The 15,595-nt window shown below is 59.3% G+C and carries 17 protein-coding genes; 15 read left to right on the top strand and 2 right to left on the bottom strand.

Translation table 11 applies throughout. The features are described from left to right. The first annotated feature begins 31 nt into the window (after nucleotides 1–31). Genes SB725_RS17675 through mtnC form a run of 4 tightly spaced genes read left to right on the top strand, consistent with a single transcriptional unit; the run spans nucleotide 32 to nucleotide 3,054 of the window. Nucleotides 32–1,177, top strand: a complete 1,146-nt coding sequence (locus tag SB725_RS17675) for an MFS transporter (protein ID WP_410922420.1) — start codon at nucleotides 32–34, stop codon at nucleotides 1,175–1,177. Next, the gene (locus SB725_RS17670) at nucleotides 1,174–1,800 is read left to right on the top strand and encodes a methylthioribulose 1-phosphate dehydratase (RefSeq protein WP_410922419.1); all 627 of its coding nucleotides are present in this window, start codon (nucleotides 1,174–1,176) and stop codon (nucleotides 1,798–1,800) included. The genes SB725_RS17675 and SB725_RS17670 overlap by 4 nt, the downstream gene beginning before the upstream one ends. A 20-nt stretch (nucleotides 1,801–1,820) precedes the next feature. Further along, entirely contained in the window at nucleotides 1,821–2,366 is a 546-nt protein-coding gene (locus SB725_RS17665; RefSeq protein ID WP_027922504.1) for a 1,2-dihydroxy-3-keto-5-methylthiopentene dioxygenase, read from the top strand. 4 nt (nucleotides 2,367–2,370) lie between these two features. Then, the gene (gene mtnC, locus SB725_RS17660; RefSeq protein WP_410922418.1) at nucleotides 2,371–3,054 is read left to right on the top strand and encodes an acireductone synthase; all 684 of its coding nucleotides are present in this window, start codon (nucleotides 2,371–2,373) and stop codon (nucleotides 3,052–3,054) included. A 71-nt stretch (nucleotides 3,055–3,125) separates the two neighbouring features. On the opposite strand, the gene SB725_RS17655 is transcribed toward mtnC, so the two are convergent. Then, complete coding sequence (locus SB725_RS17655; protein WP_027922506.1) at nucleotides 3,126–3,404, bottom strand: DUF3509 domain-containing protein; 279 nt, start codon at nucleotides 3,402–3,404, stop codon at nucleotides 3,126–3,128. A gap of 341 nt (nucleotides 3,405–3,745) precedes the next feature. On the opposite strand from SB725_RS17655, the gene SB725_RS17650 reads away from it, so the two are divergent. The 10 genes from SB725_RS17650 to SB725_RS17605 all read left to right on the top strand — a co-directional run bounded on the left by SB725_RS17650 (nucleotide 3,746) and on the right by SB725_RS17605 (nucleotide 12,837). Further along, nucleotides 3,746–5,584 carry a long-chain-acyl-CoA synthetase gene (locus SB725_RS17650; protein ID WP_410922417.1) on the top strand — a complete coding sequence of 613 codons (1,839 nt, stop codon included), beginning with the start codon at nucleotides 3,746–3,748 and terminating at the stop codon, nucleotides 5,582–5,584. A 96-nt stretch (nucleotides 5,585–5,680) separates the two neighbouring features. Then, a complete protein-coding gene (locus SB725_RS17645) occupies nucleotides 5,681–6,199 on the top strand; it encodes an ankyrin repeat domain-containing protein (protein ID WP_027922508.1) in 519 nt (172 codons plus the stop codon). Between the two features lie 114 nt (nucleotides 6,200–6,313). Beyond that, nucleotides 6,314–6,844, top strand: a complete 531-nt coding sequence (locus SB725_RS17640) for a hypothetical protein (protein ID WP_059181337.1) — start codon at nucleotides 6,314–6,316, stop codon at nucleotides 6,842–6,844. A 64-nt stretch (nucleotides 6,845–6,908) separates the two neighbouring features. Further along, nucleotides 6,909–7,100, top strand: a complete 192-nt coding sequence (locus SB725_RS17635; protein WP_027922510.1) for a PLDc N-terminal domain-containing protein — start codon at nucleotides 6,909–6,911, stop codon at nucleotides 7,098–7,100. 275 nt (nucleotides 7,101–7,375) lie between these two features. Then, nucleotides 7,376–8,251 (top strand): polyamine aminopropyltransferase, encoded by an 876-nt coding sequence (speE, locus tag SB725_RS17630; protein WP_027922511.1) that lies wholly within the window; start codon nucleotides 7,376–7,378, stop codon nucleotides 8,249–8,251. 219 nt (nucleotides 8,252–8,470) lie between these two features. Then, nucleotides 8,471–8,704 carry a hypothetical protein gene (locus SB725_RS17625; protein WP_059181336.1) on the top strand — a complete coding sequence of 78 codons (234 nt, stop codon included), beginning with the start codon at nucleotides 8,471–8,473 and terminating at the stop codon, nucleotides 8,702–8,704. A gap of 215 nt (nucleotides 8,705–8,919) precedes the next feature. Beyond that, nucleotides 8,920–9,261, top strand: a complete 342-nt coding sequence (locus SB725_RS17620) for a ribonuclease E inhibitor RraB (RefSeq protein WP_410922416.1) — start codon at nucleotides 8,920–8,922, stop codon at nucleotides 9,259–9,261. Nucleotides 9,262–9,658: 397 nt separating this feature from the next. Further along, on the top strand, nucleotides 9,659–11,068 hold the full coding sequence (locus tag SB725_RS17615) for a circularly permuted type 2 ATP-grasp protein (RefSeq protein ID WP_027922514.1): 1,410 nt from the start codon (nucleotides 9,659–9,661) through the stop codon (nucleotides 11,066–11,068). A 12-nt stretch (nucleotides 11,069–11,080) separates the two neighbouring features. Continuing rightward, nucleotides 11,081–12,031: an alpha-E domain-containing protein gene (locus SB725_RS17610; protein ID WP_027922515.1), complete on the top strand. Its 951-nt coding sequence runs from the start codon at nucleotides 11,081–11,083 to the stop codon at nucleotides 12,029–12,031. Next, the gene (locus SB725_RS17605) at nucleotides 12,028–12,837 is read left to right on the top strand and encodes a transglutaminase family protein (protein WP_410922415.1); all 810 of its coding nucleotides are present in this window, start codon (nucleotides 12,028–12,030) and stop codon (nucleotides 12,835–12,837) included. The genes SB725_RS17610 and SB725_RS17605 overlap by 4 nt, the downstream gene beginning before the upstream one ends. A 122-nt stretch (nucleotides 12,838–12,959) precedes the next feature. Here SB725_RS17605 and SB725_RS17600 read toward each other — a convergent pair whose 3' ends face one another. Next, nucleotides 12,960–13,781, bottom strand: a complete 822-nt coding sequence (locus SB725_RS17600) for a c-type cytochrome (RefSeq protein ID WP_410922436.1) — start codon at nucleotides 13,779–13,781, stop codon at nucleotides 12,960–12,962. Nucleotides 13,782–14,375: 594 nt separating this feature from the next. On the opposite strand from SB725_RS17600, the gene SB725_RS17595 reads away from it, so the two are divergent. Next, nucleotides 14,376–15,581, top strand: a complete 1,206-nt coding sequence (locus tag SB725_RS17595; protein ID WP_027922518.1) for an acetyl-CoA C-acetyltransferase — start codon at nucleotides 14,376–14,378, stop codon at nucleotides 15,579–15,581. Nucleotides 15,582–15,595 lie beyond the last annotated feature (14 nt).

Genomic DNA, 15,595 nt, shown 5'->3' with positions numbered 1-15,595 from the left:
CTGACCTTAACGCCGCTGCGGTCTGACGAGCGTGGCGGCGCTCCCGTACTGGCGGCTCTCCAGTTTCTATCTGTTCTATTTCGCCTTGCTCGGTTCGACGGCGCCGTTTCTGGCGCTGTACTTCGATCACCTGGGGTTTTCCAGTGCGCGCATCGGCGAACTGGTGGCAATCCCGATGCTGATGCGCTGCGTCGCGCCGAACATCTGGGGCTGGCTGGGGGATTACACCGGCCGGCGCCTGGCCATCGTGCGCTTCGGCGCGGTGTGTACGCTGCTGACGTTCTCGCTGATTTTTATCAGTAAGACCTACGCCTGGCTGGCGATGGTCATGGCGTTGCACGCGTTCTTCTGGCACGCGGTATTGCCGCAGTTCGAAGTCATAACCCTGGCGCACTTGAAAGGCCAGACCTCGCGCTACAGTCAGATTCGCCTTTGGGGCTCCATCGGTTTCATCATCACCGTGGTGTTACTGGGCCGATTGTTCGAATGGCTCAGCCTCGACATCTATCCGGTGGCGTTGGTGTTGATCATGGCCGGTATCGTCGTCAGCAGCCTGTGGGTGCCGAATGCCCAACCAGTTCAGGGCCTTCGTGAAGCGGGGGACGGGTTTCTCAAGCAATTGCGCAGCCCCGGTGTATTGGCGTTTTATGGCTGCGTGGCGCTGATGCAGATGAGCCATGGCCCGTATTACACGTTTTTGACCTTGCACCTTGAACGGTTGGGCTACAGCCGCGGCGTCATCGGCATGCTCTGGGCGGTCGGCGTGGTTGCTGAAGTGCTGATGTTTTTGGCCATGAGCAAAATCCTCGCGCGCTTCTCGGTGCGCCGGGTGCTGCTGGCGAGTTTCCTGTTGGCCGCCCTGCGTTGGGTGCTGCTTGGTTCGTTTGCCGAATTTCTCTGGGTGTTGCTGTTTGCCCAGGTGCTGCACGCCGCCACGTTCGGCAGCTTTCACGCGGCTGCCATCCAGTTCGTGCAACGTAGTTTCGGCGCACGCCAGCAAGGGCAGGGCCAGGCGCTTTACGCCGCGCTGGCCGGCACCGGCGGCGCATTGGGCGCGTTGTATTCCGGTTACAGCTGGAATGCCCTCGGCGCACCGTTGACCTTTAGTATTGCAAGCCTCGCAGCCCTGGCGGCTGCCGTTATCATTGCCACACGACTGCAAGAGGACAGGCCATGAGCCTTACCCGTGAACACCTCGCCCAGGAAATCATCGACGCCGGGCGTTTTCTGTATGGCCGCGGCTGGTCACCGGCCACCAGCAGCAACTACTCGACGCGTCTGTCGCCGAGCGAAGCGCTGCTGACGGTGTCCGGCAAGCACAAAGGTCAGTTGGGGCTCGACGATGTGCTCGCCACCGATTTGTCGGGCAACAGCCTGGAACCGGATAAAAAGCCGTCCGCCGAAACCCTGCTGCACACCCAGCTCTACAGCTGGCGCGCGGACATCGGCGCGGTGCTGCACACCCATTCGGTGAACGCCACGGTGCTGTCGCGCCTGACCCCGGAAGATTTCATCGAGTTCGAAGACTACGAACTGCAAAAAGCCTTCAGTGGCGTATCGACCCACGAATCCCGGGTGCGCGTGCCGATTTTCGACAACGATCAGGATATTGCGCGCCTCGCCGCCAAGGTTCAGCCTTGGCTGGACGCCCATCCCGATTGCGTCGGCTACTTGATTCGCGGCCATGGCCTCTACACCTGGGGCGCGCGCATGAGTGATGCGCTGCGGCAGATCGAGGCCTTTGAATTTTTGTTCGAGTGCGAGTTGAAGACGCGCGCGCTCTTCAACCGTAACGCATGAACCGTTAAGGAGTTGCCCTGATGAGCAGCCTGTCCGTTTACCACGTCTCAAGCCCTGAACTGCCGAACAAGGTGCTGACCCATTTTGAAGACATCGCCTCGACCCTGGCCGAACAGGGCGTGCGTTTCGACCGCTGGCAAGCGGCGGCGAAGATCCAGCCCGGCGCCAGTCAGGAAGAAGTGATCGCCGCGTATCAGGAGCAGATCGACAAGCTGATGACCGAGCGCGGTTACATCACGGTCGACGTCATCAGCCTGAACAGCGATCACCCGCAAAAAGCCGAACTGCGCGCCAAGTTCCTCGACGAACACCGTCATGGCGAAGATGAAGTGCGATTTTTCGTGGCGGGTCGTGGCCTGTTTACCCTGCACATCGACGATTACGTCTACGCGGTGCTGTGCGAAAAGAACGACCTGATCTCGGTCCCGGCCGGCACGCCGCACTGGTTTGACATGGGCGAGCATCCGCATTTCGTCGCGATCCGCCTGTTCAACAACCCTGAAGGCTGGGTGGCCAATTTCACCGGCGAAGACATCGCCAGCCGCTTCCCGCGTCTTGAGGACTGAACCGATGCCGATCAAAGCGATTCTCACCGACATCGAAGGCACCACCAGCGCGGTGAGTTTTGTGTTCGACGTGCTGTTTCCCTACGCCGCGAAACACCTGCCGGAGTTTGTCCGTCAGCACGCCGCGCGCGCCGATGTGGCGGAGCAACTGTCGGCCGTGCGTCGCGACAGCGCCGAGCCGGATGCCGACGTTGAGCGGGTGATCGCCATTCTGCTGAGCTGGATCGCCGAAGACCGCAAAGCCACGCCGCTCAAGGCGTTGCAAGGCATGGTCTGGGAACAGGGTTATCAGGCCGGGCAGTTGAAGGGCCACGTTTACCCGGACGCCGTTGAAGCGCTCAAGCGCTGGCATCAGGAAGGCTATCAACTGTTTGTGTACTCCTCGGGCTCGATCCAGGCGCAAAAACTGATCTTCGGTTGTTCCGAGGCTGGGGATTTGTCGCCACTGTTCAGCGGCTATTTCGACACCACGTCGGGGCCCAAGCGGGAAGCGCAGTCTTACCAACGCATCACTCAGGCCATCGGGCTTGAGCCTGCGCAGATTCTGTTTCTGTCCGACATCGTCGAAGAGCTGGACGCTGCACGCACGGCCGGGATGGCGACCTGCGGGCTGGCGCGAGAGGGTGGGGAGTTGGCAGGCCATCTGACCGTCGACAGCTTCGCGCGAATCAACCCCTCCACCTTATAAAGCACACCACATAACAACGCAGGCCGTGAAGCGAAAGCTCACGGCCTGTTTGTTTTCAGCACTGCAACGATTTACGCCGTGTGATAAGTCGGCAAGGCAAATCGTTGCTGGCTTTGCAGCATGGAGATCTGCGGCAGTTCACTCGCCTGTTCGGCAAGGTCACGGCGAATCGCACTGATCACCCAGGTCAACTGATCACCCGCGTGCAATTGCTGGTAGGAAATCGAACGCTTGAACACACGGCCTTCGCTGCTGCGCAAGGTCAGCAAAATTCCGCCGTCAGGACGCGCTTGGGTGGTGACTTCGAAGTTGGAGAACAGGGAGGTAAATTTTTCTTGGATCAGGCTCATGTCTATCAGCTCCGTTTGCACGAGATTGGCAAGCATGGAGAGGTAGTTGCAGCGATTGTGCCAGTATTTGAATTTAATAAAATTCTTATAAATCAATAAGTTAATTTTAGGTCGGGTTTTCGCTTTCGTGCAATCTGCATGAATGGCCATCGTGCATCCTGCATTTTGAAAGATTGTTGCTGCTTCGATGGAACCAATCCGCACCTCGAGGTTCATCGTTCGTTTATCCGGGTTGCGGATACAAAACATTGCAAAATCCGCGTGTACAGGCCAAGAACCGCTGACGTATTTTCGAGCTCATGGAACGCCGCCCGACAATAAAAAAATCAGCGGGAGCACAGATGAAACGCAGGCCAAACGACACGATTACCTGGGGCATGATGCTCCGCAAACTGCCGACGATCGCCAGAACCATTCCCCGTGTGGTGAAGGGCCTGAAAGTCGCCAACGTCAAGGATCCGACCCAACCGTGTGGCCTGGGCTGGTGTTTCGAACAGGCGACGTTGCGCAATCCCGATGGCCCCGCGTTACTGCAGGGCGACGTGACGCTGACCTATACGCAGGTCAACCAGTGGGCGAATCGCATTGCTCATCATCTGATTGCCCAAGGCATCGGCAAGGGTGACGTGGTCGCGGTCTTCATCGAGAACCGTCCGGAACTGCTGGTGACGATTCTGGCCGTGGCCAAGGTCGGCGCGATCAGCGCGTTGCTCAACACCTCGCAAACCCGCGATACCCTCGCGCACAGCCTGAATTTGGTAGCCCCCGTGGCGATCATTGTCGGCGGCGAACTGGTCCCGCCGTTTTCCCAGGTCCGCGAGCGGGTGTCCATCGCGCCGGCGCGAACCTGGTTCGTCGCCGATCAAGACACCTGCAACCATCCGGGCGTTGCCCCCGACGGTTTCATCAACCTGATGGCGGCGAGTGCCGACGCGTCCGAGGAAAACCCTGTCAGCAGCCAGCAGGTTTTTTTCGACGATCCTTGTTTCTATATCTACACCTCGGGCACCACCGGATTGCCCAAGGCCGGCGTCTTCAAGCACGGACGCTGGATGCGCAGCTCCGCCAGTTTCGGCCTGATCGCCCTGGACATGCAGCCGCACGACATCGTCTATTGCACCTTGCCGCTGTATCACGCCACCGGGCTCTGCGTGTGCTGGGGCTCGGCTATCAACGGTGCTTCGGGCTTTGCCATCCGCCGCAAATTCAGCGCCAGCCAGTTCTGGAATGACGTACGCAAATACCACGCGACCACCCTCGGTTACGTGGGCGAGTTGTGCCGCTATCTGGTGGATCAACCTACCAGCGCCGAAGACAGCCAGCACGGCGTGACGAAGATGATCGGCAACGGTTTGCGCCCCGGCGCGTGGGACACCTTCAAGACCCGCTTCGGCGTCGAGCATATCTGTGAACTGTATGCGGCCAGCGACGGCAACATCGGCTTCACCAACATTCTCAATTTTGACCACACCATCGGTTTCTCGCTGATGGCCTGGGAGCTGGTGGCCTACGACCACGACAGCGGCCAGCCGATTCGCAACGCCAAGGGTTTCATGAACAAAGTGCCCAAGGGCGTGCAGGGTTTGTTGCTGGCGAGAATCGACGACAAGGCGCCGCTGGACGGCTACACCGATCCGCAAAAGACCGAAAAAGTCGTGCTGCATGACGTGTTCAAGAAGGGCGATCGGTACTTCAACACCGGTGACTTGCTGCGCAACATTGGTTTTGGCCATGCACAGTTCGTCGACCGCTTGGGCGACACCTACCGCTGGAAGGGCGAGAACGTCTCGACCACGGAAGTGGAAAACATCCTCCTGCAACACCCGCACATCGCGGAAGCCGTGGCGTATGGCGTGGAAGTCCACAACACCAACGGGCGTGCCGGCATGGCGGCGATTACTCCGGCCGAATCCCTGGCCACCCTGGACTTCAGCGAACTGCTGGAGTTTGCTCGCCAGCAAATGCCGACCTATGCGGTGCCGCTGTTTTTGCGGGTGAAAGTGAAAATGGAGACCACCGGGACCTTCAAATACCAGAAGACCCGGCTCAAGGACGAAGCCTTCGACCCTGGCAAGACCGGCGATGACCCGATCTACGCCTGGTTGCCCGGCACCCAGACTTATGTGCAGGTTACCGAGCAGGTGCTGGCGGATATTCACAGCGGCAAGTACCGCTATTGAATGTGCCTATGGCGGCCCTTGAGAAAAAACAAGTGACAGCGCGGGGGCTGCTCGGGAAACTGTCGGCTTTACGAATAACCGAACAGGGAGCCCCCGATGTCAGATCAAAGCCGCCAGATGACCCCCGAAGAAGCCGCTGAATTTGCCGAACAGGTATTCAACAAGGCGCGCGAGGGCGATGCGGCCATGATGGCAGCGCTGTTGACCAAAGGCCTGCCGCCCAACCTGCGTAACCACAAGGGCGACACCTTGCTGATGCTGGCCGCCTACCACGGCCACGTGGACACCGTGAAAGTCCTGCTCGAACACAAGGCCGACCCGGAAATCCGCAACGACAACGGCCAAAGCCCGATTGCCGGTGCCGCGTTCAAGGGCGACCTGGCGGTGGTCACGGCCTTGGTCGAGGGCGGCGCGCAAGTGGAAGGTTCATCGTTTGATGGCCGTACCGCGTTGATGATGGCGGCGATGTTCAACCGCGTCGCCATCGTCGACTACCTGATCAGCAAAGGGGCCGATCCGAAAGCCAAGGACGCCAACGGCGTGTCGGCCCTCGATGCCGCTAAAACGATGGGCGCCGTCGACACCACCGCGCAGCTGGAAAAACTGCTGGGATGATGCTTTGTGGTGAGGGGCATGCTCCCTCGCCACAGGTCTCCTCACGCTCGGTAACTTTCTGCGAATGCGCTATCCTTCGCGCCCTCAAAATTCACTCGCTACAGGATCCGCCTCATGAAAGCCGCACTCGTCGAACTCATCAGCAAAATCAGCTCCGGGTGCATGAGCGATGACGAAATCCTGAAAGTTGCTGACGAAGCGGCTCAAGCCTACGCCGATCCGCAGGCTTTTCTCACGGCCAACCCGGATATCAACTACGACGACACCTTCCCGATCCCGTTGGGTGAATGGGTGGTGGTCGGCAGTCTGCCGGAGACGGTGCTGTTCCAGGCTGACACCTACATGGACCTGTTCGCCCAGATCGTCGCCTCGTTCGGCCCTGGCGTTGATTTCAATATCAAACCCAAGCAGCTGGCCAAGACCGAAGCCCTGACCGCACTCAATCGCATTCAGGTGCAAATGGGTAGCATGAATAAGGAAAACGGTGGTTACACGCTGATGAACTTCAGCCAGCTGCTCGACGACGAGCTGCAAGTGGTGCTGGTCTACGGCAACGATGTGCCGCGTGTGCTTGAGCTGTGTGCCAAAGTCGGCATCGCCGCTGCGCCGTCGCTGGAAGCGCTGAAGATCGCGATTCACGTTTAAAAAGCGGAACCCTCGCAAGGCCCGGCTATCCTAAGGGTGCATATCACTCTTAGGGAGCGTCACCATGGGTTCTACGTTCAACAGCCTGGTCGCCTTGATCATTTTCGTGCTGGATATCTGGGCCATCATCAACGTGATAAAAAGTGGCGCCACCACCGGGATGAAAATCCTCTGGGTGCTGTTGATCGCGTTCCTGCCGGTATTGGGCCTGATCATCTGGGCCATCGCCGGGCCACGGGGCAACGTCCGCATCTGAGTGCGTCCTCACAACCGACACTGAACCAGTGGGAGCGCGGCTTGCCTGCGATGGAATCGCTGCGGTCTACCTGGACCGAGCCGTCCGCATCGCAGGCAAGTCGAGACGTCGCACCGCCGCTCCCACAGAGGAATGTGTCGACTTATCAAGTGAGGTTCGACCTGTCATCTTCCGCGACGTAGAATGCGCGCCTTTCCCGGTTAATCGAGCTGCTCGATTGGCCATCATGGGCGGGTAACCGTCCGTTGCCACCCGCATTCATCGGAGCACTTCCCATGAGCACTACCCCTGCCAGCGAATACCTGGAAACCCTCTACGAAGGCTATGGCCAGCGTTTTCGCATGGAAAAACTGCTGCACGAAGTGCGCACCGAACACCAGCACCTGGTCATCTTCGAAAACCCGCGCATGGGTCGAGTGATGGCGCTGGACGGCGTGATCCAGACCACCGAAGCCGACGAATTCATCTATCACGAAATGCTCACCCACGTGCCGATCCTGGCGCACGGCAGCGCCAAGCGCGTGCTGATCATCGGTGGCGGCGACGGCGGCATGCTGCGTGAAGTGGCCAAGCACCGCAGCATCGAACACATCACCATGGTCGAGATCGATGGCACCGTGGTCGACATGTGCAAGGAATTCCTGCCAAACCACTCCAAAGGTGCGTTCGAAGATCCTCGTCTGAACCTGGTGATCGACGACGGCATGCGTTTCGTCGCCACCACGACTGAAAAGTTCGACGTGATCATTTCTGATTCCACCGACCCGATCGGTCCGGGTGAAGTGCTGTTCTCGGAAAACTTCTACCAGGCCTGCCGTCGCTGCCTGAACGAAGGCGGTATCCTGGTCACCCAGAACGGCACCCCGTTCATGCAGATCGAAGAAGTCAAAACCACCGCCGGGCGTCTGCGCAGCCTGTTCCCGGACTGGCACTTCTATCAGGCGGCCGTGCCGACCTACATCGGTGGCTCGATGACATTTGCCTGGGGCGCGACCGATACCGCTTATCGCAAATTGTCCCGTGAAACCCTGCAACAGCGTTTCGCCGGCAGCGGCATCATCACCCGCTACTACAATCCAGAGATCCACATCGGCGCCTTCGCCTTGCCGCAATACGTGCTGCAAGCGGTGAACAAGCCAAGCAACGACTAAGGGTTGTACACACCCCCTGTGTAGGAGTGAGCCTGCTCGCGATAGCGGTGTGTCAGTCACATGATTATTGACTGACAGATTGCTATCGCGAGCAGGCTCACTCCTACAAAAACGGCAACCGGTTTCCTGTCAGAACATCGCAATTCGTTTGAACGATCAGTCAGCGCAAAAGTCCAGATGCATGTAGGCCCATCCATGGGCTTTATCGAGGAGGCACTGATGCAAAAGTGGAAAATCACTTTCGTGGATGATCACGGTGAAACAGTCGATGAAGTCTTTGAGTGCAACGAGTGTCCGGATAACGAGCACGCCGCCAAACTCATCAAGGCCCGACTTCTTCCCGTCGCTGCCAAACTGGATCTGAATGATCTGGAAGGGCGAACCGCTGATGCGAGCGTCAAAAGTCTCAAAGCCCAGAACAGCATACAAATCCTCGGCATCACGCCAATCTGAACCTCTCCTGTCTCATTCTCATTCAGGCCTTGGCAGCGGCTCTCTCTTGAGGCTACTCTGCAATCGAGATCAGCGAACGGATCGCTAAGGTCTGGTCTTGTCAGCTACATGCTTGCTTCCCACCGGCAACGAGGTTGCCGCATCGCGCGCACCACTCGGTTGCGCGTGCCGGGAATACGGAAAGTCTATCCATCACTATATGAGGGGGACGTTTCATGAGCACAGCCTATCAAGAAGACATCAGCAGCTCAGTGCTGCGCCGCCTGAAAGAAGGCGGTTTCGACTTTTCAAGATTCCACCCCATCGAGTTCTACGCCATTTTTCCCGACGAGGAGCGGGCCCGCAGAGCAGCAGGTCATTACCGTGGCGAATCCCTGAATGCGCAAATCAGTGTGCGCGACGACGGGGCATGGGCGCTCGAACTGAGCAAAGTCATGTACGCCACTTACGATGACATCGGCGATTTCGAGCAAGGCTTCGAGGCGGTGGTCGAGCCTCTGGGCGGCATCATCGAAGGATGGGGCGTCAAGCAGGAGGTACGAGGGCTACTCGCATAATCCTATGAACAGTGACACGCACTAACGGCTGACCTTCGGGTTGGCCGTTTTAGTTTGCGGAGGGTCGTAAAACACGTCCGGCAAAACCCTGAAACAAGAATCCGGCGCAAAAAAAAGCCGCCTGAGCAGGCGGCTAAAGGGAAGTTCGGGCTGTTTATCCAGCGAATGCGCGGATTATCCCCGCCGGCGGCCGGGCAGTGAAATCAACTCTGACTATGCTGGTGATAGGCGACAACGTCGCCTTGCAATGAAGCGGGGGCTGTCAGGTTGGGGCGTTTGCTGCACAGGAATGGTGCGGTGAAAACGGAGCGATTATCCAACCGATTGATATCAAAGCGTTTCTGCCGCTGGCACGGGCCTTGCGAAGCCTAGATGTCCGGGTGACAAGGAGTACGGCATGATCCGCACCTATTTTGATGAAATGTACGATGCCGGCGGCCAGGTCCGCCCGCATTATCGGGAGTTTGCCCGTTGGCTGGCCGAAACGCCTGACGAGCTTCTGGCACAACGGCGACGCGAGGCCGATCTGTTATTTCATCGCGCCGGGATAACCTTCACGCTCTACGGGGACGAGCAGGGGACAGAGCGCCTGATTCCCTTCGACACCATCCCCCGCAGCATTCCTGCCAGCGAATGGCGGGTCGTCGAGCGCGGCTGCATTCAGCGGGTCAAGGCACTGAACATGTTCCTTGCCGACCTCTATCACGAGCAGCGCATCATCAAGGCCGGCATCATCCCGGCCGAGCAAGTGCTGGCCAACGAGCAATACCAGTTGGCGATGCAAGGGCTGGATCTGCACCGGGACATCTATTCGCACATCTCAGGTGTCGATCTGGTGCGCGACGGCGACGGCACGTACTACGTGCTCGAAGACAACCTGCGTACACCGAGCGGCGTCAGCTACATGCTCGAAGACCGCAAGATGATGATGCGCCTGTTCCCCGAACTGTTTGCGGCGCAACGCATTGCGCCTATCGATCACTATCCGAATTTGCTTCTGGATACCCTGAAAAGCTCCAGCCCGATCGATAACCCGAGCGTGGTGGTGTTGACGCCGGGTCGCTTCAACAGCGCATTTTTCGAGCATGCCTTTCTGGCTCGGGAAATGGGGGTTGAACTGGTGGAGGGCGCGGACCTGTTCGTGCGCGATGACAAGGTGTTCATGCGCACCACGGACGGGCCGAAAGCTGTCGACGTGATCTACCGTCGCCTCGACGATGCGTTCCTCGATCCGCTGGCGTTCAATCCGGATTCAATGCTGGGCGTTCCGGGGCTGCTGTCGTCGTACCGTTCCGGCAACGTCGTGCTGGCGAATGCCATCGGCACCGGGGTGGCGGACGACAAGTCGGTGTACCCGTTTGTCACCGACATGATCCGTTTCTACCTCGACGAGGAGCCGATCCTGAAGAACGTGCCGACGTTCCAGTGTCGCAATCCCTCCGAACTGTCCCACGTGCTGGCCAATCTTCCGGATCTGGTGGTCAAGGAAACCCAGGGCTCTGGCGGTTACGGAATGCTGGTGGGGCCGGCGGCGACGGCGGCGGAAATCGAATCGTTCCGTGCACGGATCAAAGCCAAGCCCCACGCGTACATCGCGCAACCGACGTTGTCCCTGTCGACCTGTCCGACCTTTGTCGAAAACGGCATTGCGCCACGCCACATCGACCTGCGTCCGTTTGTATTGTCTGGCCGCGAAACCCGGGTCGTGCCCGGCGGTTTGACCCGTGTTGCTTTGCGTGAAGGCTCTCTGGTGGTGAATTCCTCCCAGGGTGGCGGAACCAAGGACACCTGGGTGGTCGAGGATTGAAGGAAGCCTGCCATGTTAAGTAGAACTGCCTCGGATTTGTATTGGATGTCGCGTTACCTGGAGCGGGCGGAAAACCTCGCACGGATGCTCGACATCAGTTATTCGCTGTCGCTGATGCCGCAGGATGGTCGCGGCAACGGGCTGCACGAACTCGCCATGCCGCTGCTGATCACCGGCACCCTGGACGATTACCTGGAGCGCCACGGCGAGTTGCATGCCGAACGGCTGTTGCATTTCTTCGCCCTCGATGCGGCCAACCCGGCGAGCATCTACAGCTGCCTCGGTTCGGCGCGAGCCAGTGCCCATGCGGTGCGTGGGCGAATCACCGCCGACATGTGGGAAAACATAAACGCCACCTGGCTGGAAATTCGCGGGATCGCCGAACAGGGCTTGAGCCGCTATGGCATGAGCCGTTTTTGCGAGTGGATCAAGGAACGTTCCCACCTGTTCCGGGGCGCGTCCTACGGCACCATCATGCGTAACGATGCGTTCCGCTTCATTCGTCTGGGGACGTTTATCGAAAGGGCCGACAACACGCTGCGCCTGCTCGATGCACGCTACGAAATGGCCGGCGATCAAGCCGAAGCGGTCAGTGACAGCACGGCGCACGCCTATTACCAGTGGAGCGCCTTGTTGCGAGCGCTGTCGTCGTTCGAGGCGTACACCGAGATTTACCGCGACGCCCCCGGTGCCCGGCATGTGGCCGAGTTGCTGTTGCTGCGCGCGGATGTACCGCGTTCCTTGCGCGCGTGCACCGAAGAAATCGACCAGATTCTCGCCAGCCTGCCGGGGGCCAACGGCCGCCCCGCGCAGCGCCTGGCCGCCGAGATCGACGCACGCCTGCGCTACACCGGCATCAACGAAATTCTCGACGAAGGCCTGCATGCCTGGCTGACCGAATTCATCCCGCTGGTGCGCCAGTTGGGCAACGCCATTCACAGTTCTTACCTGGAGGCTGCATGAGACTTTCCATAAGCCACGAAACCACCTATCACTATGAAGATCAGGTGCGGGCGAGCATCCAGTATTTGCGACTGACACCCCATGACAGCGAGCGCCAGCACGTGCTCAGTTGGCAACTCGACCTGCCGCGCCCGGTGCGCGCGCAACTCGATCCGTTCGGCAACATCCTGCATGTACTGACCATGGACGAGCCGCACGAGGCGATCATCATTGGCGCCCGTGGTCAGGTGGATATCGATGAACTGCGCGAAGCCGAACATGAGAGCCAGTCGGCGCTGCCGTTCCTGCGTTTCACCCGGCTGACCGAAGCCGACGAAGCCTTGCGAGCGTTCGCGCAAAAGGAATGCAAGACCCGTCGGGATCGCACCGCACTGATCGACTTGATGCATGGCCTGAACCAGCACATGACCTACACGCCAGGCTCGACCGAAGTCGACACCAGCGCGGCCCAGGCCTTTGCCGGACGTTCCGGCGTCTGTCAGGACCATACCCATGCGTTTCTCGCCTGTGCGCGAAGCCTGGGCATTCCGTCGCGTTATGTGTCGGGTTATCTGTACAGCGAGAACAGCGAACACGTGGCCAGTCACGCCTGGGCGGAAGCCTGGCTCGATGATGCGTGGTACAGCTTTGATGTGACCAATGAATTGGCCCGGCCCGAGCGCCATTTGAAGCTTGCCGTGGGCCTGGATTATCTGGACGCCTGTCCGGTACGCGGAATGCGCCGGGGCGGTGGGTGTGAGCAGATGCATGCGAAGGTGTTTGTGTCGCCGACGCCGATGCCGGTTATCTCCGTCCAGCAACAATAATCAGGCGCCTTACAAATCCCTTGTAGGAGTGAGCCTGCTCGCGATAGCGGTCTGCCAGTCAGCAAATCTGTAACTGACGCACCGCTATCGCGAGCAGGCACTCCTACAGTGGGGGATGGGTATCAGGGCTTAATTTTGCGCCCGGCCATGTGCTTCAAATACCCCACCAGCATGTCCAGATCCGCATCTGGCAATACCTGCGCCGTAAACCCCGGCATCTTCGCCTGCGGCCACTGGCGCAAGCTCTGCGGATCACGGATATAGCGCTTCAAGAACTCCGCCCCGAAATACTCGGTCGGACTAAACGGAATATTCAAATCCGGCCCGAACTGCGCATCCCCGGCACCGTTCAATCGATGGCAAGCCAGGCAGTTCTTCTGAAACAACGCAAAGCCTTGATTCACCGGATCGCCCGCCTTCAACGCCGGATCAGGCAGCAGGGCAGGGAAGCGCGCAGCGACCGGCGCCAGGCGCTTGATGCTGGACAGCTGAAACGGCCATTGCTCCGGGCTGATATTGCCGGCCTGCGGATCCGTCCAGACCAGATAAAACGGCCCGGCCCCCGGCTTGCCTTCTGACAATGCCGGCCAAGGTTTGGCCGGGTCTTCAATCGCCAGCCACGCCCGCGCACCTTGAGTGTTGAGCAAAGGCGCTGCGGCCAACTCGGCGGCAAATCCGTCCAGCGCCACGGCTTGCAAATGGTCATCGGGCTTGATGCCGGTCAACAGCGCCGCCAGCGGCACCGCTTGATAACTCATGTCCCGTTTGTAGGAAACGTCGTCGGCAATATGGAGGGTCTGGACTTGCGGGTGCTTGAGCAGTTCTTCGGTCTGCCAGGTGCGAGTGGTCGCGCCCAGCTCGAGGTTCAGCTGTGCGGCAAACAGAGGCGTGCTGAGCAGCAAGGCCCCGAACAGAATGAGCGTTTTCAATAGATCGCCGTCCATGTCGTGGAAGTGCCCAAAGGTTGGCACACCCACGCTGGCCCGGGTAGCGGGCCAGTCACATTTTTAGAATGACGATATAAATACCTGACACCGTTTTCTTTTACCGACTAGCCAATCACCTTGGTCAGATTCGGCAAAATCAACAACAGCGTGGTGGCGAAAAGAATGAGCCCGGCTTGACGTACTTTCGAATGTTTGAACATGGCTTGACCGCCTTTTTTGTTATTTCCTGATGCCTGCCTGCATATCTCCATGACGGCAGAGCGTTGCACTTCCTGTCAGACGAGTGCCTCGGCAAAACCCGACGACAACTTCGTACACTTCACCTTAGAGCCCGCGTCACTCGTGACTTAGATCCATTTCGTATGGAACTATCGACAAATGCTCTTAAAAAGGCATGAGGCCTATTGCCAGCTTCTTGGGCGCCCTTTTGCTAGACAGCTCCGTGTCCTGAATCGGTTAATCCCATCGCTCACTACCGTCCGTCTGAGCACGTCAGTCAACGTCAGTGAGCACTGCGGTCATTGAATCCGCGGCGGCCCGGCATAAGAGTGAGCACTCAGTATTTACTCACCGCCCAGGTTCGAGGACGTCATGACCCAAGCTTTGATTTTCGACGCGTTACGCACGCCCCGTGGCAAAGGCAAGGCCGATGGCGCCTTGCACAGCGTCAAACCGGTCAATCTGGTGGCCGGCTTGCTCACGGCGCTGCAACAGCGCACGTCGCTCGATACCAGCCAGGTCGATGACGTGGTGCTCGGCTGCGTGACGCCGATTGGTGATCAAGGCTCCGATATCGCCAAAACCGCGACCCAAGTGGCGGATTGGGACGTCAGCGTCTCGGGCGTGCAGATCAACCGCTTCTGCGCTTCGGGGCTTGAAGCGGTGAACCTCGGCGCGATGAAGGTGCGCTCCGGTTTCGAAGACCTGGTGGTGGTCGGCGGTGTCGAGTCGATGTCTCGCGTGCCCATGGGCAGCGACGGTGGGGCTTGGGCGCTGGACCCGGAAACCAATCTGCACAGCCATTTCACACCGCAAGGCGTGGGCGCCGACCTGATTGCCACCCTCGAAGGGTTCAGCCGTCAGGACGTGGATGCCTACGCGCTGCACTCGCAACAGAAAGCGGCGCGGGCACGGGCGAACGGTTCGTTCAACAAGTCGCTGGTGCCGGTGCAGGATCAGAACGGCATCATCTTGCTCGATCACGATGAGTTCATTCGCGCCGACTCCACCCTGGAAGGCTTGGGCAAGCTCAAGCCGAGTTTCGAGATGATGGGGCAAATGGGCTTCGACGCCACGGCGTTGCGCGTCTACAGCCATGTCGAACGGATCAATCACGTGCACACGCCGGGCAACAGCTCAGGGATCGTCGATGGTGCGGCGCTGATGCTGATTGGTTCCGAAGCCAAGGGCCGGGCGCTTGGCCTGCAGCCTCGGGCGCGGATCGTTGCCACGGCGGTCACCAGCACCGATCCGACCATCATGCTCACCGGCCCGGCGCCGGCTACCCGTAAAGCGCTGGCCAAGGCCGGGCTGCGGGTGGAAGACATCGACCTGTTCGAGGTCAACGAAGCGTTCGCCTCGGTGGTGCTCAAATTCATCAAGGACATGGCCATCGATCCGGACAAGGTCAACGTCAACGGCGGCTCCATCGCCATGGGTCATCCGCTGGGCGCCACGGGCTGCGCGATTCTCGGCACGCTGCTCGATGAGCTGGAAACCCGACGCCTGCGCTATGGCCTGGCGACGTTGTGTGTCGGTGGCGGCATGGGCATTGCCACCATCATCGAACGCCTCTGAGCCCCCGACTTCCA

Source organism: Pseudomonas sp. SIMBA_041 (assembly GCF_046535095.1).
Taxonomy (GTDB): Bacteria; Pseudomonadota; Gammaproteobacteria; order Pseudomonadales; family Pseudomonadaceae; genus Aquipseudomonas; species Aquipseudomonas mucoides.
Note: the sequence above shows the minus strand (reverse complement) of the source record. Positions and strands in the feature narration are given on the sequence as shown.

Excerpts from the sequence above, each read along its gene's own strand:
- SB725_RS17670 (WP_410922419.1), top strand. The coding sequence starts at position 1,174 with ATGAGCCTTACCCGTGAACACCTCGCCCAGGAAATCATCGACGCCGGG.
- SB725_RS17605 (WP_410922415.1), top strand. The coding sequence starts at position 12,028 with ATGAGACTTTCCATAAGCCACGAAACCACCTATCACTATGAAGATCAG.
- SB725_RS17650 (WP_410922417.1), top strand. The coding sequence starts at position 3,746 with ATGAAACGCAGGCCAAACGACACGATTACCTGGGGCATGATGCTCCGC.
- SB725_RS17655 (WP_027922506.1), bottom strand. The coding sequence starts at position 3,404 with ATGAGCCTGATCCAAGAAAAATTTACCTCCCTGTTCTCCAACTTCGAA.
- SB725_RS17645 (WP_027922508.1), top strand. The coding sequence starts at position 5,681 with ATGTCAGATCAAAGCCGCCAGATGACCCCCGAAGAAGCCGCTGAATTT.
- mtnC (WP_410922418.1), top strand. The coding sequence starts at position 2,371 with ATGCCGATCAAAGCGATTCTCACCGACATCGAAGGCACCACCAGCGCG.
- SB725_RS17610 (WP_027922515.1), top strand. The coding sequence starts at position 11,081 with ATGTTAAGTAGAACTGCCTCGGATTTGTATTGGATGTCGCGTTACCTG.
- SB725_RS17600 (WP_410922436.1), bottom strand. The coding sequence starts at position 13,781 with ATGGACGGCGATCTATTGAAAACGCTCATTCTGTTCGGGGCCTTGCTG.
- SB725_RS17615 (WP_027922514.1), top strand. The coding sequence starts at position 9,659 with ATGATCCGCACCTATTTTGATGAAATGTACGATGCCGGCGGCCAGGTC.
- SB725_RS17620 (WP_410922416.1), top strand. The coding sequence starts at position 8,920 with ATGAGCACAGCCTATCAAGAAGACATCAGCAGCTCAGTGCTGCGCCGC.
- SB725_RS17595 (WP_027922518.1), top strand. The coding sequence starts at position 14,376 with ATGACCCAAGCTTTGATTTTCGACGCGTTACGCACGCCCCGTGGCAAA.
- SB725_RS17665 (WP_027922504.1), top strand. The coding sequence starts at position 1,821 with ATGAGCAGCCTGTCCGTTTACCACGTCTCAAGCCCTGAACTGCCGAAC.
- SB725_RS17625 (WP_059181336.1), top strand. The coding sequence starts at position 8,471 with ATGCAAAAGTGGAAAATCACTTTCGTGGATGATCACGGTGAAACAGTC.
- SB725_RS17640 (WP_059181337.1), top strand. The coding sequence starts at position 6,314 with ATGAAAGCCGCACTCGTCGAACTCATCAGCAAAATCAGCTCCGGGTGC.
- speE (WP_027922511.1), top strand. The coding sequence starts at position 7,376 with ATGAGCACTACCCCTGCCAGCGAATACCTGGAAACCCTCTACGAAGGC.
- SB725_RS17635 (WP_027922510.1), top strand. The coding sequence starts at position 6,909 with ATGGGTTCTACGTTCAACAGCCTGGTCGCCTTGATCATTTTCGTGCTG.